Source organism: Mesobacillus sp. LC4 (genome assembly GCF_053543455.1).
In genome coordinates this window covers 1-18950 of sequence record NZ_JBGCUB010000006.1, presented here as the reverse complement: position 1 = coordinate 18950, position 18950 = coordinate 1, and the positions used below count along the sequence as shown (strand labels likewise).

Genomic DNA, 18950 nt, shown 5'->3' with positions numbered 1-18950 from the left:
ACTAGACGTCGGCAATAATAAGTTAGGAATTAGCATATTTACAGAGTTTGATTAAATAGTCTAAACTGAATTACAACGAGCAGTTCATCGTATTTTTTTGCCCAATCCAGTAATTTTTTCTCGAAAAAGCACCTATCTAATCGTTCACAAAACCGCCACAAATCACCGCTTCCCCCCCTGTCCTTTCCACCCTTTCATCCATATATAAACGGTGAAAGGGTGGTGCATTAGCATGACAATTAAATCGGCGGTTATTGAGAGTTTTGCGGAGTATTCACAGTTTGGTTCGTTGAAGGAGTTTAATAACCATTTTGAGATGTGGATGGCGGATAAGAAGCGTTTTTTCAGTAAGGGTGAGTTGATTGGGTTAAAGCGGCTGGCTCGTTTTGCTGCGAAGATTCCTGGTGTGGCGAATGCCAAGATCGGGACGGTCCTGAAGGCGATTTATGAGGAGTATGGGGAGATGGGGATTTCCCGTTCTACTTTTAAAAGGATGATCCTGAAGGCCAGTGAAATTGGTATTTTCACTGTATATGAAACTGCGCGCAAGAACGGCTCACAGTCTAGCAACCTGTATTTATTCAATCGTTTCCCGATGAATGAACTACCGGATGGCGATCAATTGAGCCACCAATATAAAACTATCATTCCTTCTGAAACTAACATGATAAAGAATAATAAACGTGAAGAAAAGGCTGCTGAAGAACAATCATCCAAAATTCAGGAGGTAAAACCTTTTGCTGAACAAGCACCGGAAGATTCTCTTTTTGTCAGTGACCGGATTCCAAGTGATTTTGTCAATCTTGTAAAATACTTTTACCCAGCCACAAAATCGATTGAAGAATTCTGGCGGATGAGCATGGTCGCTGCCTACCGTAACAATTATGAAAAAGAAACAGATCTCCTATTATCACTATCCCTTGACTCCTTCAGACAGCTCGTCCGGAAGCTGAAGTCGAAGGTGGAAGTGAAGAACCCGATCGCTTATTTTACCGGGATTCTGAATAAGAAGTTCCAGGAGCGTTATTTTGAGGAGCTTTATGATATGATTCCGGTTTGTTGAATTAAGCCAAGGTTTTTTGAAGACAAGTGGGCGGTTACCAATGTCGTGAATTGTGAAAATATGTAACTGACAGTGGAACCCCACCACGGTCTTATATTTATACATCACAAAAGAGATAAAAAGAATTAGTGGTCGGTTATATGGTTTTACTAATATTAATTGGATATATTATATATGTTCTATAGGGATAATATTAACAATATCCTCTGGACTTATTTGAACATCCTCGTTCAAAAAAATCATTGGGTTATCCTTAGGATATTGGAACATAATTGCATCAAAAATCAGTAAGTAATCAAAAGCTGCTTTAATAAAATGATTTTGTCTCTCTTTATAATTTAGTGCCTGGCCAGAAAAAGTGCTACCATGTATTTGTTTTAGGTCTACCTTAAACGAAACCATACTAGGTTTTGATCTTTGTATCCATTCCTCTTTTAAATTAATCCCTATTTGTCTTCCTAAATGTGTTATTAGTTCTGGACAATGTTTAATTTCTTTAATGTTAGTATCTTCTAGTATGGAGTAGGAAAATAGAAATCCATTAATACACTGGTCTTTTCTAAATCTGAAATCAATATATTCTGTTGAGATCTTTTCCCCTTTGTATTCAAAAAAAGGTTCGCCAATAGAGTTGACTTCAAAAAGAATATCAAAGCCATTTAAGAATGTCTTAAATGTATTATCAGGTGTTTCCGCCAGGCCTTTAAGATTATATATACCTTGGTCTATGTAACTTTTATCATTTAGAATAGCAGTGGCGTGATGTACTACAACACTATTGAAATCGAAATTATGTATATTGAAAAATTCTTGAATGGATTTAATATCCGGGCGGTCATAAACGGAATAACCATATTTACTATCAAAAGAAAATCTTTTGGTATTTAATTTGATAAATTTTATTAATTCAGATAGGTCTACGCTTAGAATACTCTTAAGTGACTCGTATGTAGTCTGGATATTTGTACAGTTTAGGATTTTACTCAACCCATTCACCTCTTTAAAGATTTTAGGTTTGATCGATTAGATGTTTTATCTTTTCATCCAAGTTCTCAATGTAAAAAATACTTTTAATATTTATTATTACTTATCCAAATTAAAACAATTTCTTTACAAATTACCTATGAGCTGCCTTGTTAACATGCTCCTTCATTCTTTTACCTTTCAACTGATTGATTTTATATAGGCCCATGCTTGAGAGATGTCCTGGATAGGTACATCTAAGAATGAAGCCTGTTCTTTATAAGAATTTATAATTTCGGGGTGTTCATCCAGTAACCTGATTAAACTATGAACCACTCTGTAAGGTGTGTACCATATCGAGCAATAAAGCAATTTATATACACCGGGTTGAAGTTGTTTTAATGCGCCGTAGCGGACTAACTGCTTTATCCTCTTAGAAACATTGGAAGGACTAATTAACAAATGTTCAGATATAACCTTTTGCGATATAACAGCAATATCATTATCATTTTTTCTTGTATTAATAAGGTTAAGGATATCTATATATAATTGAAAAGAGGGAAGAAAATCTTCGTACAGTTCGTCTTTACTAGGTTCACGACTTAATTTAATCGCATCTTTACCGGCCAATTGTTTAGCTGGTAAATAATCCAGGTCTTCTACGTTAACTTTCCCAGGACGTTTTGTATCAACGTATATGACCGCCGCTACGTTCTCAGAGGGAGTTGATATTATATACTTGAAAATGACCATCCTGCCGCTTTTTTTGTTCATCTTACTACCGATGGGATTGATTATATATTGCTTACCTGGTAATAGTGGGATTTGACGAAGTATATTATCCCCATTAGATACGCAGACTTCTTCAATTTTTCCTCTTTGTATTTGAACTGTGAACATAAAAAACCACCCGAATCAAAATATTCTCTTAAATAAATATATAAACTATTATGATTTAATTGCCTTATACCTAAATATGTTTAGAAAAACCATACTAAAAATTAAAGCTATCCAAAAACAAAATGTCCACCTCAAAGGATGAAGTGAAAAAATAGTACCTATATACGGTAAATTAATTAAAATATCTTCGACAATATACTTTATCCCGCGATACCCTAACAATACTGTAAGTAAAGAAGTCATAATAAGAATATAAGTCTCCGATTGTTTTATTGCATGTTCTCTAGCGTTACTTACATCTTCTCTAGCATTAGAAAATAGTTTTTCAACTTTTTCAACAACGTTTTCTGTTCCAGACTTTTCTAGCAACTTACCATATAATAATGTTGGACTTCCATGTGATTTAAAAAGTAATTGTTGGTCATAGTTAATTTTAAGAGAGTTAAATTCATTTCTAATGGAATTGTATTCTTTTAAATTTCTAATCGTTTTCCTAGATAATTTATTAAGAAGCTTAATGGCATAATATTTTTTTATAAAGGTTAATTCATAAAATCTTAAGAACTCAAACATTGTATATAGGGATTGTTCTTTGTACTGCTCGATTAACATTTCGTTATAAATTCCTTGCTTCCTTAGATCTTTTTCAGCCTCTTTTAGGCTCCCAGCTGCTTCTTGATGGAAAGCTGAATGCGAAAAACTTAATAGGGATATTACCTCTGAACAATAAAAATGCATACTTTTATAATGTTCTATTTGAGAAGTCTTTAGAACTTCCTCGATTTTTTCATCTGTCATTCTTTCAATAAGTTGCTTCGGAGCATTAATTAAGTGAGAAGCGTATAAGTTTTGGTGTTTCTTTACAAAATCATTATGTTCAAATCTCTTGTTAGGATTAAAATCCCCGAAAACCCATGCAATTTGCTTTTCTGTATTCCTAACTAAATTAAAATTTCCGCAAATATGTTCTAATTGGTCCATATAGTAATCCATGACCTTATAAATAGTACCTTTAGATACTTTCTCTCTTTTCCAAAAATCTCTCGAGGAATAATTACTTTTAATTTGATAAAATTCTAGATCTTCTAAAACAACCAAGTTTGGTTCAGAATCTGTGATTGCTACGTTAGCTGCATGGCCAACTGATATTTGAATTGTAATTATCCCCGCATCGTAAACATTTGCTATTACTACCGGCTTCACATAATTACCTTCGAATTTACCTAAGAAGGGAAGTAGTGTAAATCGTTGGTGATTTTTTAATAAAAATTCTTCATTAAGATATTGCCTGTTCAGTTTTTCGAAATTATCATCTAAATCCAAGGCTGTATCAAATACACTGTGCTCTATAGGTATTACTTGGTGTAATGCTGTATAGGAATGTTCATCTTTATGTGTGATTTCATATTCATATTCATAATCTGAATGCATTCCGTGCTCTTTTAAAAAAGTGTTAACCTGTTCCTGATTTACACTTTTTGGCATTAACGTAGTATACATTTTATTCATTTTATCATCTTGATTTCTTTTTGGGGCCTGGGTTGTATATGCTGCTTGTTTCAGAATTACGTAACTCTGATACCTTGCGTTTATATTGCCTTTGTCAGTTTTTGCATCAATGTATGATATATAGCCGCGAGAATCTTTTATTGACTGTACAACATCTTTATAATGTTTTTGTTCAAAAGATAAAATACCAAACATGTTGAGGTTTTTATAAAACATACAATCCATCCTTAATTGAATTATTTAGGATTAAAATAGGGAGATTACACCAGTAATTCTTTTGTGAAATTTATATACTAATAGTTCATTAAATACAGAAAAGACTCCCTTCATAAAAAGGAGTCCTGCTTTATGTTCTTAGCCCAGCGCTGGATCTACCATCATGATTGCCTCACTAGCAAAGTTAATGAGAATTCCGATAGCTACGGTTTTCATGGCATTATATTTATTTTGCATAGGCAGCACCTCCAGTTTAATAGCACAATAAATCAATAAAATACTTAGTATGATTGCTGGAATTGCACCAGCTACGCTGAGCACTGGGCTAAAAACACAAAAATTAATTGAAAGTTAATTATATCATAATTTGTATATTATTTCAAATTTTCATTATTTCTACTTAACTTAAGATATAGAAACAGCTATATTGGCGGTGAACCCATGTGGACGTACCTTTTTCGGAATCGATTATTGGAAGCGTAAGGTACGTCCCTCTGCGTCTTTAGTTCGAAATCTAAAAACAGACAATATAAAGCTATAACATATCAATAATTTCAGGTTCAGCCGTTTTTTTAGAATTTTGCTCTTGAATAAACAGCTTGTGAGCAACATTCCCTATTGTATTTGTAGCAATTGCATCTACGGAACCGCCAATAATTCCTCCGGCTAAAGGCACCATCTTACCTAAATTTATGATCCCTTTTTCTCCAAACTTTGTTAGTAAACGGAAACCTACAGCTTGGTTAATTTTTTTTATTACTTCAAAAGGGATTTTTTTAATTCCGGTTACTGCAAGTTTTTTTCCTATTTGAATGCCTGCACTTTTAAGAATATCTTTAGCACCATTTCCAGCTAAACAGACATAAACGAAAGATTTAACCTGATCATCTTTTAAATCATAACCACCCATATGTGCAATAGCCGCAACCATTCTCATTTGAACTAAGGTAACACTGGCTATATTGGCTGGAACTGCAACAGGTAATGTAATGAGTCCACCCAGGCCTGTTAAAAATCCACTGGTAGCACTTTTGGTGTTTTGCCAAAGTATTAAACTTTTAACTTTTTCGTCTAATGTACCACTCTTTTGTAAATAACTATCAGCTAATTCTATAGCAGTGTCCATTCCAGGTACACCACCGTTAATTGCTTTATCATAAGACCAATCTAATGCCTTCATTATTGAGTCGGGTGTTAAAGATTTTGTTTTAGACAATTCAACTCACCTTTCACCCCTGGGGATATGGTAATATTATACTATTAAAAGTGATGAAATGTAGTCTAAAACTAGATGGAATTATAATGCAGTTGCATGTATGTGGTATTGCTTTATTACTAGGGGAGGTGGGGATATGTTAAAAAATGATACTACATCTGCTGAGAAAATAGTTTATAAAAGGTCTGCAAACAAGGATAATAGGGGTTACGAGTACATTAAAAATATTAAGAATTAATAAAACTTAATTGAAAAGAACTAAAGAAGGTGATCCATTTGCAATATACAGAACATTATCTTGAAAAAATACTAATCTGGTATGTAAACCTATTAGAAGAACACTTTGAAAGATCTAAGGATTTCTATGATGCAGAGGATGATATCTATCATCCTGGAGAATATGGACGGTATAGAGAGGAGGCATCACGGGATTTTGTTGAATTTACTATTCCAGGAAGATTGTGCACTGGGGAAGGTTTTATAGCTAATTCACTCAATCCAACTGATATCAGTACTCAATGCGATATTATCGTCTATGATAAATCAGCACCTCAATTTAAGGATAGTCACATTCGAATCTTCCCGATAGAAACTGTGGCAGCAATTGGAGAAGTAAAGTCTACTTTAACCACTACAAAACAGGTGACAGATACATTAATAAAGTTAGCAAAGAATAAAGCTATTAGAAAACAAATTGACAGACATGGAACAACGGTAGTGTATAGAGAATTCCAAACTGATCAAGATAGAAATTACTATTTAAATGTAATTAAACAACAATTAAGGGAAGTAAGCGGTAGAACGGGTGTTTTTATTTCAGTGGATCCAAAGTGGATAGCCAGATTGATAAGGTTAAAGTTAGGTAAGATTAATCAACTCGAATATCAGCATATTGAAAATTTAAAAGTACATAATTTTTTAAATGTTAGAGAAGGGAAAGCTGCCTTTCTTCTTTTAATTGAAGCTCTAAGAAGGAAAAGGTTGTATGATTTTAATCCCGTAATTAATCACCATGATCATGTCATGTCGTTTTTGATTTGTAATGAAATTACTCTCAAGAATAAAAAAAAGCTGATGGAAAAAATTGAAAAAGCCTACACTGATAATGGAATAGAAGTAGAAGATAGACATAATATGATTTTAAGTATTAAAGACGGTTTGTTTTTATATTACGACCATATTGATAAATCGGCAGGAAATGTTATGCATTGGGCGTATCCAAAAATGCGAGGCTTCACTCCATTAAAACAACGGTTTATCCCTAAGCAAAAAGATGATAAGTACTATCACTTTAAAGTTTTTTCACAACAGATTTTTAATGGGGTTGCAGATACAACAATCCTACACCCAGAACCTTCCAGACACTATTGCTGGCCTGATGAGAGTAAGTTGAATTTTCTGGAATTATAAGAAAGTTTACTTTATATTATCACCATCACCCCATGTGTTGTCACATATACTATGGATATGTAGAGTGGGTAGTATTGAGACAAAAGAACGGCTCATTTGGAAGTTGAAATTATTGACGTTGTCAAACTGACCAGAGGAACTAGCAGTTGGCAATTAAGAGTTAGAAGTTAGCATAAATGCATAGTTTGATTAAATACTCAAAGATCCAAACAGAACGATGAGCAGTTTCCCACTGCTTATCGTATTTTTTTGCTCTAAAGTTTCCTAGCAAATTGTTCACAAAACCGCCACAATCCACCCGATCTCACCCTGTCCTTTCCACCCTTTCATCCATATATAAAGGGTGAAAGGGTGGTGCAGTAGCATGACAATTAAATCGGCGGTTATTGAGAGTTTTGGGGAGTATTCACAGTTTGGTTCGTTGAAGGAGTTTAACAATCATTTTGAGATGTGGATGGCGGATAAGAAGCGTTTTTTCAGTAAGGGTGAGTTGATTGGGTTGAAGAGGCTGGCTCGTTTTGCTGCGAAGGTTCCTGGGGTGGCGAATGCTAAGATCGGGACGGTCTTGAAGGCTATTTATGAGGAGTATGGGGAAATGGGGATTTCCCGTTCTACTTTTAAAAGGATGATCCTGAAGGCTGGTGAAATTGGTATTTTTACTGTATTTGAAACTGCGCGCACGAACGGCTCACAGTCTAGCAATCTGTATGTATTCAATCGTTTCCCGATGAATGAACTACCAGATGGCGAACAATTGAGCCACCAATATAAAACTATCATTCCTTTAGAAGCTAACATTAAAAAGAATAATAAACGTGAAGAAAAGGCTGCTGAAGAACAATTATCCAAAATTCAGGAGTTAAAACCCGTTGCTGAAAAAGCACCGGAAGAGCATCTTTTTGTCAGTGACCGGGTTCCCAGTGATTTCGTCAATCTTGTAAAATACTTTTTCCCAGCCGCAAAGTCAATTGAAGAATTCTGGCGGATGAGCATGGTTGCTGCCTACCGTAACAACTATGAAAAAGACACGGATCTCTTGTTATCACTATCCCTTGACTCTTTCAAACAGCTCGTCCGGAAGCTGAAATCTAAGGTGGAAGTGAAGAATCCGATTGCTTATTTTACCGGGATTCTGAACAAGAAGTTCCAGGAGCGTTATTTTAAGGAGCTTTATGAAATGCAGGTTTGTTGAAATAAAAAGGGAATTAAATAAATCTCTAGGTGGCACTAGAGCCAAAGAAAGCTGTGGATCATTTGGCAGTAAAGCTAGCTAGTGAAAGGACAAGCTTATGGTATAATAATGCAAATCAAAGAGTGATAACAGTTTGAGGTTTGTCAGAACAGGAGGGGAAGTCGGTTATGTCTTACCAATATGAGCAAATTGATTATGATGTGGATTTGCCGATCAGGATTTTTACTCAAACGGTAGAGCAGTTCCCTTACCATTGGCATGAGGATACTGAGATTCTCTTTGTACTGCAGGGTGCACTTGAAATAAGGGTGAACAGGGACAGTTATAAGCTGGAGGCAGGAGATTTATTCCTGATTAATGGAGATGAGCTTCACTTTGTTAACTCTACTGCAGGAACTGGTAAAACGAATGTATTGGCACTTCAAATAGATCATAGTTTTTCGAAGAAATATGGGATTGCTCTTGAACAGAAAAGGTTCTATCTAAACTCAAATGAGGTAGAGACTGGATCCCTTTTTGCTTTGGATGAAATGAAGTACATTCTGGCTAACATGATGGATTTAATTATTAATAAGAAAGAGTTATTTCGCTTAAAGATTGAGAAATTACTCTTAGAACTTGTCTTAATCCTGCTGGAGCACTTTGAAATGACAGTGCCAGAACAGAACGAACAACTCGATGATGATCAGAGAATGCTGGACATCCTCAAGTACATGAATCACCATTGCGCAGATTCCAATTTAGGGCTCCAGGATATTGCAAAAGAATTTTCCTTGAATCCGCAGTATTTATCCAGGTATTTTAAAATAAAAGCTGGTGTCTCTTTTAAAAAGAAATTGGACAGTATGCGTTTATTTAAATCCCTGAATGCATTGCGAACAACTGATGAGCCCGTTATGGATATTGCCCTAAAATATGGTTTTCCAGACAGCAAGGCATACTACCGGGTTTTCAAGGAAGTGTTAGGCATCACACCAAGCAAGTATCGGGAAGACTATAAGGTTGAAGTCGAGCAGAGATTTCCAAGGGATTATCTTAGCATCAATAGCCGGGAGTCGCTTGCCAATCTTTTTAAGCATCTTGAGCGTAAGGCTCTAAGTGATCAGCGGCCTGCTCCTGGAAAGAGCATTACGGTAGACTTGACGCAGGCATTGGAAGAAGTTGACCATTCCTTCACGAGGCTGACAACCTTTGGTTATGCGCCGCATGCTTTGAGACATGACTTCAAAGAACAATTGAAGATGCTGCAAGATGATATAAAGTTCGAATATATCAGGTTTCATGGCATATTGTCAGACGAGCTTCTTGTATACAATGAGAATCCGGATGGAACTTACTATTTTAATTTTAATCATATCGACTCATTACTGGACAATTTGCTTGATTCGAATGTGAAGCCTTTTATTGAGATCGGCTTCATGCCCAAGGATTTGGCAAGGTCAGCAGATTCTATATTCTGGTGGAAAGCTTACGTATCTCCGCCTAAGAATATGGAAAGATGGCTAGAATTGGTGGATGCTTTCATCAGGCATCTCATCAATCGTTTTGGAATCCAGGAAGTAAGAACATGGTATTTTGAGTTCTGGAATGAACCTGAAGTTGGTCACTTCTTCGCTGGTACTCGAGAGGAATTCTTTAGCCTATATGCGGAAAGTTACCGGCGGATTAAATCCATTGACCCTTTTCTTCAAGTGGGAGGGGTTGGGACGATTGCCTTGATGGGTTATCAATCATGGCTTCTTGAATTCTATGAGTATTTACAGAAAAAGAATACTGATTTGGATTTTATCACTTTCCATGCTTATAACCTGGGAAGGATTCCGGAATCACAACCAGACTCTTCTCACTCTGGTGATGTTTTTACGAAGATGGCCAACCGGTATAGTATTATGATCGGTGATGAAAATACCTTCTCCACATCCATCGATCAATTTATTAAAACAATTCAAGATTTGAATCCTGATAAGAGTAAGGAAATATGGGTGACGGAATGGAACGCCAACGTGGATACAAGGGATTTACTTCATGATACATGCTATATGGCAGCTTTCATTGTAAAAAATGCTGTTGGAAATTTTTCGAAGGTGAAGGGAATGGGCTATTGGACCTTCACGGATATATTTGAAGAGCGCCAGCAGGAGAAGCCTTTATTCCATGGGGGATTTGGTTTGATGACCTATAACGGAATCAAAAGGGCATCTTATAATGCTTTTTACTTTTTGAATAAGCTTGGCGATCACCTTGTGGCAAAAGAAGAAAATATGATTGTCACGAAAAAGGGAGATAACTATCAAATATTGTTATTCAATTATCTCCATCCGAATAAGCTGTACAGGACATTTGACTATTCGCAATTATCACCGACCAGCCGCTACTCTGTTTTCGAGAAGAATGAGGCGTTATCTTTTCAATTGAGCCTGGAAGGGATTATTGGGGAATATACAGTAAAGAAGCAATACGTCAACAGGAAGCAGGGGTCGGCATATGATGCCTGGCTGAATATGGGGGCGAGCGTCCATCTCGATCATGATGCCATCACCTATATTAAGGGAAAAGCAGAGCCGGGGCTCCAGACAGAGGAAGTCTTCTTGAATAACAGGTATGACTTACAGACAATCCTGCAGCCTCATGAAATACAACTGATTGAATTGATTCGCAGATACTGACCTTAAAGGGCATTCTCCATGTAAAAGTGGTGAATGCTTTTTTTATTGGTCAAGAATTGGAACACCTTTTCTAAAGTATCGGAATGTAAATGCTTTCAAAAGAATTTATATTTTAGATACCGATAGCAGGGCGTATCGTCTGCTTGAGGAAATTCAGTCAAAGATGAGGGGAAAATGATGTCACAACCTAAATACAGGGACCTTGTTAAAAAGTATAAGGCTGAAGCCAAAGCAAAGGTTCAGGAATTAAAGGAGGCCAAGAAACAGAGAAAAGGCCTTCCGAGAGATGAAAGAAAACAGTTGAAGCGTGAAGATAAGCAACATATCGCCATTTGGAAACAGGAGATCAAGTCTACTGAAAACAAGCGGGAAAGAAGGGCTAAGAAAAAGGGATTCAAGAAGTTCAAAAAAATTAGAAGGCGCCCTTATGTACTGGGGTCTGTTGCCGCAGTAGTGATCCTGATTTCTGGAAGCTTCATGAGCTGGTATGCCAGTGCAACAGCACCACTGACAAGTGAACAGGCTGCCGCTGCAGCACTTTCAAAGGAAGTGGCTGAGAGAGTAACGGCGGAGAGTATTGTTTTACTGAAAAATGAAAGCGATTTACTGCCTCTTAAAGATAAGAAATTGAATGTATTCGGGGCTGGAGCTGCGAAACCTATTTTCGGGGGAGGCGGAGCGGGAGCCATCGACAGTACAAATGTTGATGATTTGTACATGGCACTTGAGGAACAGGGAATCAAATACAATAAGACGCTATACAATATTTACAGCAATTTTGCCTACAACAAAGAAGCTAGTGAAAATGAATTCGCCAAACCGGAAAAGTCACTTTTTGGAACACTGCTTCCGAACGTCGTGAGCTTCTTCCCTAGTTCAACTGAAGAAATGCCTGTGAATAAGCTATCAACAAAAGTGATCGACGATGCAGTAAAATATTCAGATACAGTATTATACGTGGTTTCAAGGACCGGATCAGAAGCGATTGACCGAAAAGTTGAAGATCTGAGATTAACAGAAGATGAGAAAGAAACTATTAAGCTATTAAACGAAAAATTCGATCATATCATCATTCTTGCCAATACAGTGAACGCATTTGAACTGGGGTTTGTGGATGAATATGAAAATATAGAAGGCGTTCTTTGGGTAGGGGCACCTGGCCAGTATGGCACCCATGCAATAGCAAAAACGCTGACCGGGGAAATTTCACCTTCAGGCAGATTGGTTGATACCTATGCCTATGATGTTGAAACCAACCCTGCGGTTCTTAATACAGGTGATTTCGAGTATGTAGATAAAAACGGAAATGGTACGGGACGTTATTTTACCAATAATCTTGAAGGTATTTATGTTGGCTACCGTTATTATGAAACATTCCTTGATGACGAGCAGTACAGCCAGGCTGTTCAATATCCATTCGGATATGGACTATCCTATACCGATTTTGACTGGGAAGTGGTTTCGACCGATTTTAGCGATAAAGAACTATCATTGGATGTAAAAGTTACGAACACCGGTGAATATAAAGCAAAGGATGTTGTCCAGGTATATTTCACTCCTCCCTATATAAAAGGCGGTATTGAAAAATCGAGTATCGAGCTTGCAGGATATGCAAAGACAAATGAGCTTGCACCGAATCAGTCAGAGACGGTTTCGGTGAAATTCGCTGCTGAAGATATGGCATCATATGATGACCAAAGTGAGAAAGCTTGGGTGCTTGAAAAGGGAGACTACAAGATCAAGGTTGCCCGGAATATCCGTGAGATTGCAGAAGAGGTCTCCTTCAGTGTTGCTGATACAAAAGTTTTTGACAGGGACAATGCAACCGGGACAGAAATTACGAACCGTTTTGATGGAGCAGACGGAGGGCTGAGCTATTTATCCAGATCCAACCCTGAGGGAACAATGCCAAAAGCTCCAGAGGGAGAGGATTTCTTGATTCCTGATACAGTTGCTGAAACAGCAGAATACCAGCTTGAGCCTTCAACTGCTAAGGCACCAGAAACAGATGCTGAAAACAATATTAAGCTCGAGGATTTAAAAGGGCTCGATTACAACGATCCTAAGTGGGAAGAGTTCCTTGATCAGTTTACTGCAGAGGAAATGATTAAGCTTACTGGTGACGGCGGTTATTGGAATGAGCCGATTGACAGATTGGGCATTCCAGCCACAAAAATGTATGATGGCCCTGCTGCGATCCGTAACTTCTTTGATGCATGGGCAACTGTTGCCTTCCCTATTTCCGTCAATGCTGCGTCTACCTGGAATGACGCGTTGATTGAGGAGATGGGCGAAGCGATGGGGCAGGAGGCACAATCGTTCGGGGTAGATGCTGTGTATGCTCCGTCCCTTAATATGCACCGTTCACCGCTGGGAGGAAGGAACTTTGAGTACTACTCAGAAGATCCATACATTTCCGGCAAAATGGCTGCTGCCTATACAAGAGGTATTCAAAGCACAGGTACCGTTGCTGTCATGAAACACTTTGCAGCAAATGACCAGGAGACAAACCGTGCGAAAAATGGTTTGTATGTCTGGGCAACTGAACAGGCGTTGCGGGAAATTTACTTAAAGCCATTTGAGATTACGGTAAAAGAAGGGAATCCTTATGGTGCAATGTCTGCCTTTAACAGGATTGGCACGACATGGTCTGGAGGGAGCAAGGAACTTCTAACCGATGTTCTAAGGAAGGAATGGGGCTTTGAAGGGTTTGTCATCACAGATGCAGGCCTTGCGGGACAAGGAAATCACTTTGACACTTACCAAGGTATAAATGCTGGAAACGATATGTTCCTGGCCAGCCCGATCAATACACCTAATGCCAACACTTATGAAAAACAGCTGTCTGAGTATCTGGAAAAGGATGAAGCAGGAACCTTAATTGGCCTAAGGAACGCTGCACATAATATTTGCTACTACATTCTACAAACAAACAAGGTGAAATAAATGCTTAAATACAAAGACCTAATCAGTAAAATGAGTCTGGAAGAAAAAGCATCCATGATGTCGGGGGAGAACTTCTGGAATACAACGCCGATTGACAGGCTGGGCATTCCATCCATCATGCTGACAGACGGACCGCATGGTTTGCGCAAGCAAGGAGGCAAGGCTGATCATCTGGGCTTGAATAAAAGTCTGCCGGCTACTTGTTTCCCGCCTGCAGCAACCCTGGCTAACAGCTGGGATGCTGAACTTCTCCATGAAGTCGGCTCATATATCGGTAAGGAGGCGGCCAGTGAGCAGGTTAGTGTCCTGCTCGGGCCTGGCCTTAACATTAAACGAAACCCTCTATGCGGAAGGAATTTCGAATATTTTTCAGAGGATCCATTCCTGAGCGGAAAGCTTGCCGCCAGTATGGTCAAGGGCATTCAATCCAATGGCATTTCTGCATGTCCGAAACACTTTGCCGTTAACAGCCAGGAACATATGAGGATGACAATTGATGAAGTGGTCGATGAACGGGCACTCCGTGAAGTTTATCTGGAAGGTTTTCGGTACGCAGTGGAGGAAGGCGAACCCAAAACATTGATGACCTCCTATAACAAGGTGAATGGAGAATATGCCAACGAAAATATGCATCTGATGAAGGATGTTTTATACGGCGAGTGGAACTTTGATGGTGTTGTCGTTACCGACTGGGGAGGCAATAATGATCGTGTAAAAGGGCTCCTGGCAGGAAACCAGCTTGAAATGCCATCAACAGGCGGAATAACGGACAAGGAAATCGTAGAGGCAGTAAAAACTGGAGAACTAAATGAATCTGTCCTTGATGAAAGTGTCGACAGGCTGCTGAAGCTGATTTTTAAAACAAGAAAATCACTGGATGAAACAGTGAAAGTTGATTATGAAGAGCACCATCTTAAAGCAGTCGATGCAGCTAGAAGATCCATGGTTCTTTTAAAGAATGAAGAAGGAATCCTGCCGTTAAGGGAAGAACAGCAAGTAGCCATCATCGGCGACTTCGCCGAGACCCCGCGCTATCAGGGAGCAGGAAGTTCCTTAATCAATCCAACCAGAGTGGATAGTGCCCTGGATTTGTTAAAGGAATCGAACTTGAACATTGTCGGGTACGAACAGGGCTTCAAACGTTTTGGGGGAAATAGCCCTAAGCTGAAGAAGCAGGCACTAGATTTGGCGGGAAAAGCGGATGTCATATTGTTGTTCCTCGGACTGGATGAAGGAAGCGAAGCAGAAGGCGTTGACCGGAAGGATATGAAGCTGAGGGATAACCAACTGGAATTGATCAAGAGCCTAGCTGCAGTCCATGAGAATATTGTGGTTGTTTTATCTGGCGGCTCGGCAATTGAAATTCCTTTTGTGAAGGATGTTAAGGCTATCCTGCATGGCTACCTTGGCGGCCAGGGGGGAGCAACCGCCCTGCGGGATATCCTGTTAGGTAAGTATAATCCTAGCGGGAAGCTTGCGGAATCCTATCCGCTAAAATACGAAGATGTTTCTTCAGCGCCCTATTATCCTGGGCAGGAAGCTACTTCAGAACATCGGGAAAGTATTTTTATCGGATATCGCTATTTCGATAGTGCCAATGTACCAGTACTGTTCCCATTTGGTTATGGGTTATCTTACACACAATTTGAATATAGTGCTTTGAAAATAAGCGGCAGCAGCTTGACCTTTACACTCACCAATACAGGCAGCATGCCGGGTGAGGAAATTGCCCAATTCTACATCAAGCCGCTTGAAACAAAAGTCTTCCGGGCAAATAAGGAATTAAAGGGATTTGTCAAAGTCCGTTTGGAGCCTGATGAAAAGAAAGAAGTGCAAATTGATTTTAAAGACCGAGACTTTGCCTACTTTAACACAGGAATAAACGGATGGTCGGTTGAAAGCGGCAAATATGAACTGCAAATCGGAAGTTCGATCCAAGACATTCGTTTGTCTGAGGTAGTAGACATTAAAGGTGATGACGCTGAAAATCCCTATGACAAAGACTTGCTGAAGCACTTTTATCATGCAAATGTTCATGAGGTTGAGGACAAAGAATTTATTCAGCTGCTGGGATATACACCGCCTAACCCATTATGGGATAAGAAAAAAGACCTTGGCTACAACGATACAATCTCTCAGGCACGATATAAAAAAGGCGCTGGCAGATTGCTATACCATGTCGTCCTTTCGGTGCAAAAATTATTATTCCTGATTGGCAAGCCACTGCAAGCCAACAATGTTATGTTTGTCATGAACATGCCATTCAGGCAGATTCCCCGCTTTTCACAAGGGAAAATCAGCAACAAAATGGTTGATCGAGTGTTAAGGATTATTAATTTTTACTAGATGAGGTTGCATGTCGAAATAGTAAGTTGAGATGCCAATTGGATCTTAAATTTGAACTGGCAGTCAGCATAAGTAAAAGATCAACTACTCAGAAATCCTAAAAAACGATAAGCAGTTCACGCTGCTTATCGTTTTTTTTATCCAATAAAGCAACCTGCCCTTAAAGTTCCTATTTAATTGTTTACAATACAGGAGTTTCGGGACAACAACCGTCCCTGGTTCTCTATCCCATTTTAATAATATAAGAGGGCAGAATCGTTACTGTGTCTCTGTTTGATGAAGTCATGCAAAGGTGTGTCTATGTCGGAGAGGAAAGATTTTTCACAGTGGTCAAGTGGACTTTCGTTAAGAATCAGGTTTAGTCACCGACCCTATTGGGTAAAAAGACCTTGATTTCTAACTGGTTAAATCATCCTTTTAACCTATATTCAGGTAATGATATTTAATTAAAAAACGTTCTCAACTATAATGAAATGGATGGAAAACTTCACCAACTCATTGGTGGTGTTTGTAAATTTTTTTAACAGGAGTGAAGGTCCTTGTCTTCAAAAATTGTATTCAACATCAATGATATCAATAATTCTGTTTCAGGCTTGAGTCAAACGATTAGCAGGCTGCAAAGTATCGAGAATAGGGTTTCCGGAGTAAGAAGCAGTGTTGATCCACGAATACTTGGGCGCAATGGAATTAGCGGCCAGTTCCGGCGTGCTTCGGCTTCCTCGGACCGAATTGAAATGCATATGAAGCAGCTGAAGTCTTTCACCATTCAATCCGCCGACCGATATGCGAATTCGGAAAACCGGGTGAATCGCCAGGCAGACGCTGTTAATAAGGCGATTGAGTCGGCAAGGAAGCAGATTGATGGACACTTTGCGAGTAATTTATATGAAACGTACAATAATACTTATGGCAGATGGGTGGATTTTCTCCATGGTGCGCAATATTCTGCTGGTGCAGGACTCATGCACCTGCTTGGATTCAGGTTCGCGGATATTGATGGAGTACTGCGCAAGTTCCAGGTAGTCGATGATGTTTTACTGGGTAAGATGCGATTGCCTATGGCTAGCATAATTCATAGGATTGAAAACTCTAAAATGAATATGCTTGCCCGGTTGATGGTCAGTCCTACCAGAGCCTTTAGCAAAAAAACCTTATCTGAACTTATTTATAAGCGGGCGGCCAATTATTTTCCGAAGGATATAGCAGGCCTTAGCAACAGCGTTTCCAAGCTTATGGATGATGCCAAGGGCGGAACGATGCTTAATGCAGTGAAAAATAATACGGGTAGTGTATTGAAAAACGGGTTGAGGCTCGGAAAATCAAATGCGGCACTGGCCGTACTGATAACAGCGGGAGCCGAAACAATTGGCGCAGGAATAAAAATCACCGAGAATTATAACATGTATAGCGGTGAGAAGTTGAAAGAAGAGAACGCAAAAGTGGTAGGCAGTGCCGTATATAAAACGACGGTTGTTTCTGCAACCTCTGTCGCTGGAGCAGTAGCAGGCGGGGCTCTTCTAAGTGTGTTCGGCCCTGTAGGCACAGTTGTCGGTGCTTCTATCGGAGGTTTTGTAGGCAGCTGGGTTGGCGACAAGATTGCTGACAAAACTCCTGCATGGGTTGATAAAACAGCCCTGCATTTTAAAGATGGGATCCATAAAGGAACTGAGGCGATTGCTTCAGGTGTCAGCAAGGTAAAGGATGGTTTTAATAATGTAAAAGAACATGCTTCAAGCCTTTTGAGCGGAGCAAAATCAATCCTTGGATTTGGGGGCTAGGAGGGAAACATGGATAAAATTTCACTTTCTATTGAGGAATTAAATTTATTGTTTTTACAGCGAAGGATATTTTGAGCAGGGGAATGCATTGAAGCAGGTTTATTTTGGGGAACTGGACGATGAAAAAATGGATCTTTTGCTTCAAATCTCGACTCGTTCGCTTCTGTCGAAAGATCTCTTGATATACAAAAATCATAAGTTTACGCTAGTGGGAGAGCTGGCAGAGGTCATCTCCCTGTTAAATTACTCAGACCAATCAATCAAAGCTTCCCGTCATGGGGAAGAAGGCGGGGAGGAGTCTGTTTCCTTCCATTTCAATGGAAAGATGGTCCTCCAGCATTCTCTGCTTTATGATGAGCAGGTACATGTTTTTGAAATAGTATCTGCAGAAATAACTGGAGAGATCATATCTGGATTTTACCGAATAAGTACTCAAAACGGTGGAAGTGGATTTGAACTTAGCCAGGCTGAATTCGAACAGATGCTGGACTCACTGGAGGATAATCAAAAGCTCTTCGGTCTCCCTGTGTTGGAGGGGGAAAAACAGCAATTCTATCAAACACTGAAAACAACAAATGGTCAGTTAAACACGCTGCTATTTATGGAGTTCACTGAGCAAAAGGAACCCGTAGCAAAAAATGTGGTGTTATTTACAAACAATCGCAAGAATAACTGGATTATCGAAAAAAATGAGGATGTATTTTATTTGAATCAGTGCGATCGCAGTAAAGTTGACCAATTAATT

General features: G+C 38.9%; 12 protein-coding genes. 8 read left to right on the top strand and 4 right to left on the bottom strand.

Translation table 11 applies throughout. From position 1 onward, the window contains the following. Nucleotides 1–232 precede the first annotated feature (232 nt). Nucleotides 233–1063: a hypothetical protein gene (locus AB5I83_RS17800; RefSeq protein ID WP_448977200.1), complete on the top strand. Its 831-nt coding sequence runs from the start codon at nucleotides 233–235 to the stop codon at nucleotides 1061–1063. Nucleotides 1064–1231: 168 nt separating this feature from the next. Here AB5I83_RS17800 and AB5I83_RS17795 read toward each other — a convergent pair whose 3' ends face one another. The 4 genes from AB5I83_RS17795 to AB5I83_RS17780 form a co-directional block, all read right to left on the bottom strand. Further along, nucleotides 1232–2050 (bottom strand): hypothetical protein, encoded by an 819-nt coding sequence (locus tag AB5I83_RS17795; protein WP_448977199.1) that lies wholly within the window; start codon nucleotides 2048–2050, stop codon nucleotides 1232–1234. Nucleotides 2051–2227: 177 nt separating this feature from the next. Further along, nucleotides 2228–2926, bottom strand: a complete 699-nt coding sequence (locus tag AB5I83_RS17790; RefSeq protein ID WP_448977197.1) for a winged helix-turn-helix domain-containing protein — start codon at nucleotides 2924–2926, stop codon at nucleotides 2228–2230. Nucleotides 2927–2974: 48 nt separating this feature from the next. Beyond that, the gene (locus tag AB5I83_RS17785; protein WP_448977195.1) at nucleotides 2975–4651 is read right to left on the bottom strand and encodes a hypothetical protein; all 1677 of its coding nucleotides are present in this window, start codon (nucleotides 4649–4651) and stop codon (nucleotides 2975–2977) included. A gap of 535 nt (nucleotides 4652–5186) precedes the next feature. After that, on the bottom strand, nucleotides 5187–5867 hold the full coding sequence (locus AB5I83_RS17780) for an EcsC family protein (protein ID WP_448977194.1): 681 nt from the start codon (nucleotides 5865–5867) through the stop codon (nucleotides 5187–5189). Nucleotides 5868–6143: 276 nt separating this feature from the next. Here AB5I83_RS17780 and AB5I83_RS17775 point away from each other — a divergent pair, with 276 nt between their 5' ends. From AB5I83_RS17775 to AB5I83_RS17745, 7 genes are all read left to right on the top strand, one after another. Further along, nucleotides 6144–7277 carry a DUF6602 domain-containing protein gene (locus AB5I83_RS17775; protein ID WP_448977192.1) on the top strand — a complete coding sequence of 378 codons (1134 nt, stop codon included), beginning with the start codon at nucleotides 6144–6146 and terminating at the stop codon, nucleotides 7275–7277. 364 nt (nucleotides 7278–7641) lie between these two features. After that, a complete protein-coding gene (locus tag AB5I83_RS17770) occupies nucleotides 7642–8469 on the top strand; it encodes a hypothetical protein (RefSeq protein WP_448977190.1) in 828 nt (275 codons plus the stop codon). Nucleotides 8470–8636: 167 nt separating this feature from the next. Further along, entirely contained in the window at nucleotides 8637–11135 is a 2499-nt protein-coding gene (locus AB5I83_RS17765; protein ID WP_448977189.1) for a GH39 family glycosyl hydrolase, read from the top strand. Between the two features lie 174 nt (nucleotides 11136–11309). Continuing rightward, nucleotides 11310–14081: a glycoside hydrolase family 3 protein gene (locus AB5I83_RS17760; protein ID WP_448977187.1), complete on the top strand. Its 2772-nt coding sequence runs from the start codon at nucleotides 11310–11312 to the stop codon at nucleotides 14079–14081. Next, on the top strand, nucleotides 14082–16427 hold the full coding sequence (locus tag AB5I83_RS17755) for a beta-glucosidase (protein ID WP_448977185.1): 2346 nt from the start codon (nucleotides 14082–14084) through the stop codon (nucleotides 16425–16427). 539 nt (nucleotides 16428–16966) lie between these two features. After that, entirely contained in the window at nucleotides 16967–18205 is a 1239-nt protein-coding gene (locus tag AB5I83_RS17750; RefSeq protein WP_448977184.1) for a hypothetical protein, read from the top strand. Nucleotides 18206–18293: 88 nt separating this feature from the next. Beyond that, nucleotides 18294–18950, top strand: a 657-nt coding sequence (locus AB5I83_RS17745) for a hypothetical protein (protein ID WP_448977182.1), incomplete at its 3' end; no start/stop codon positions are given.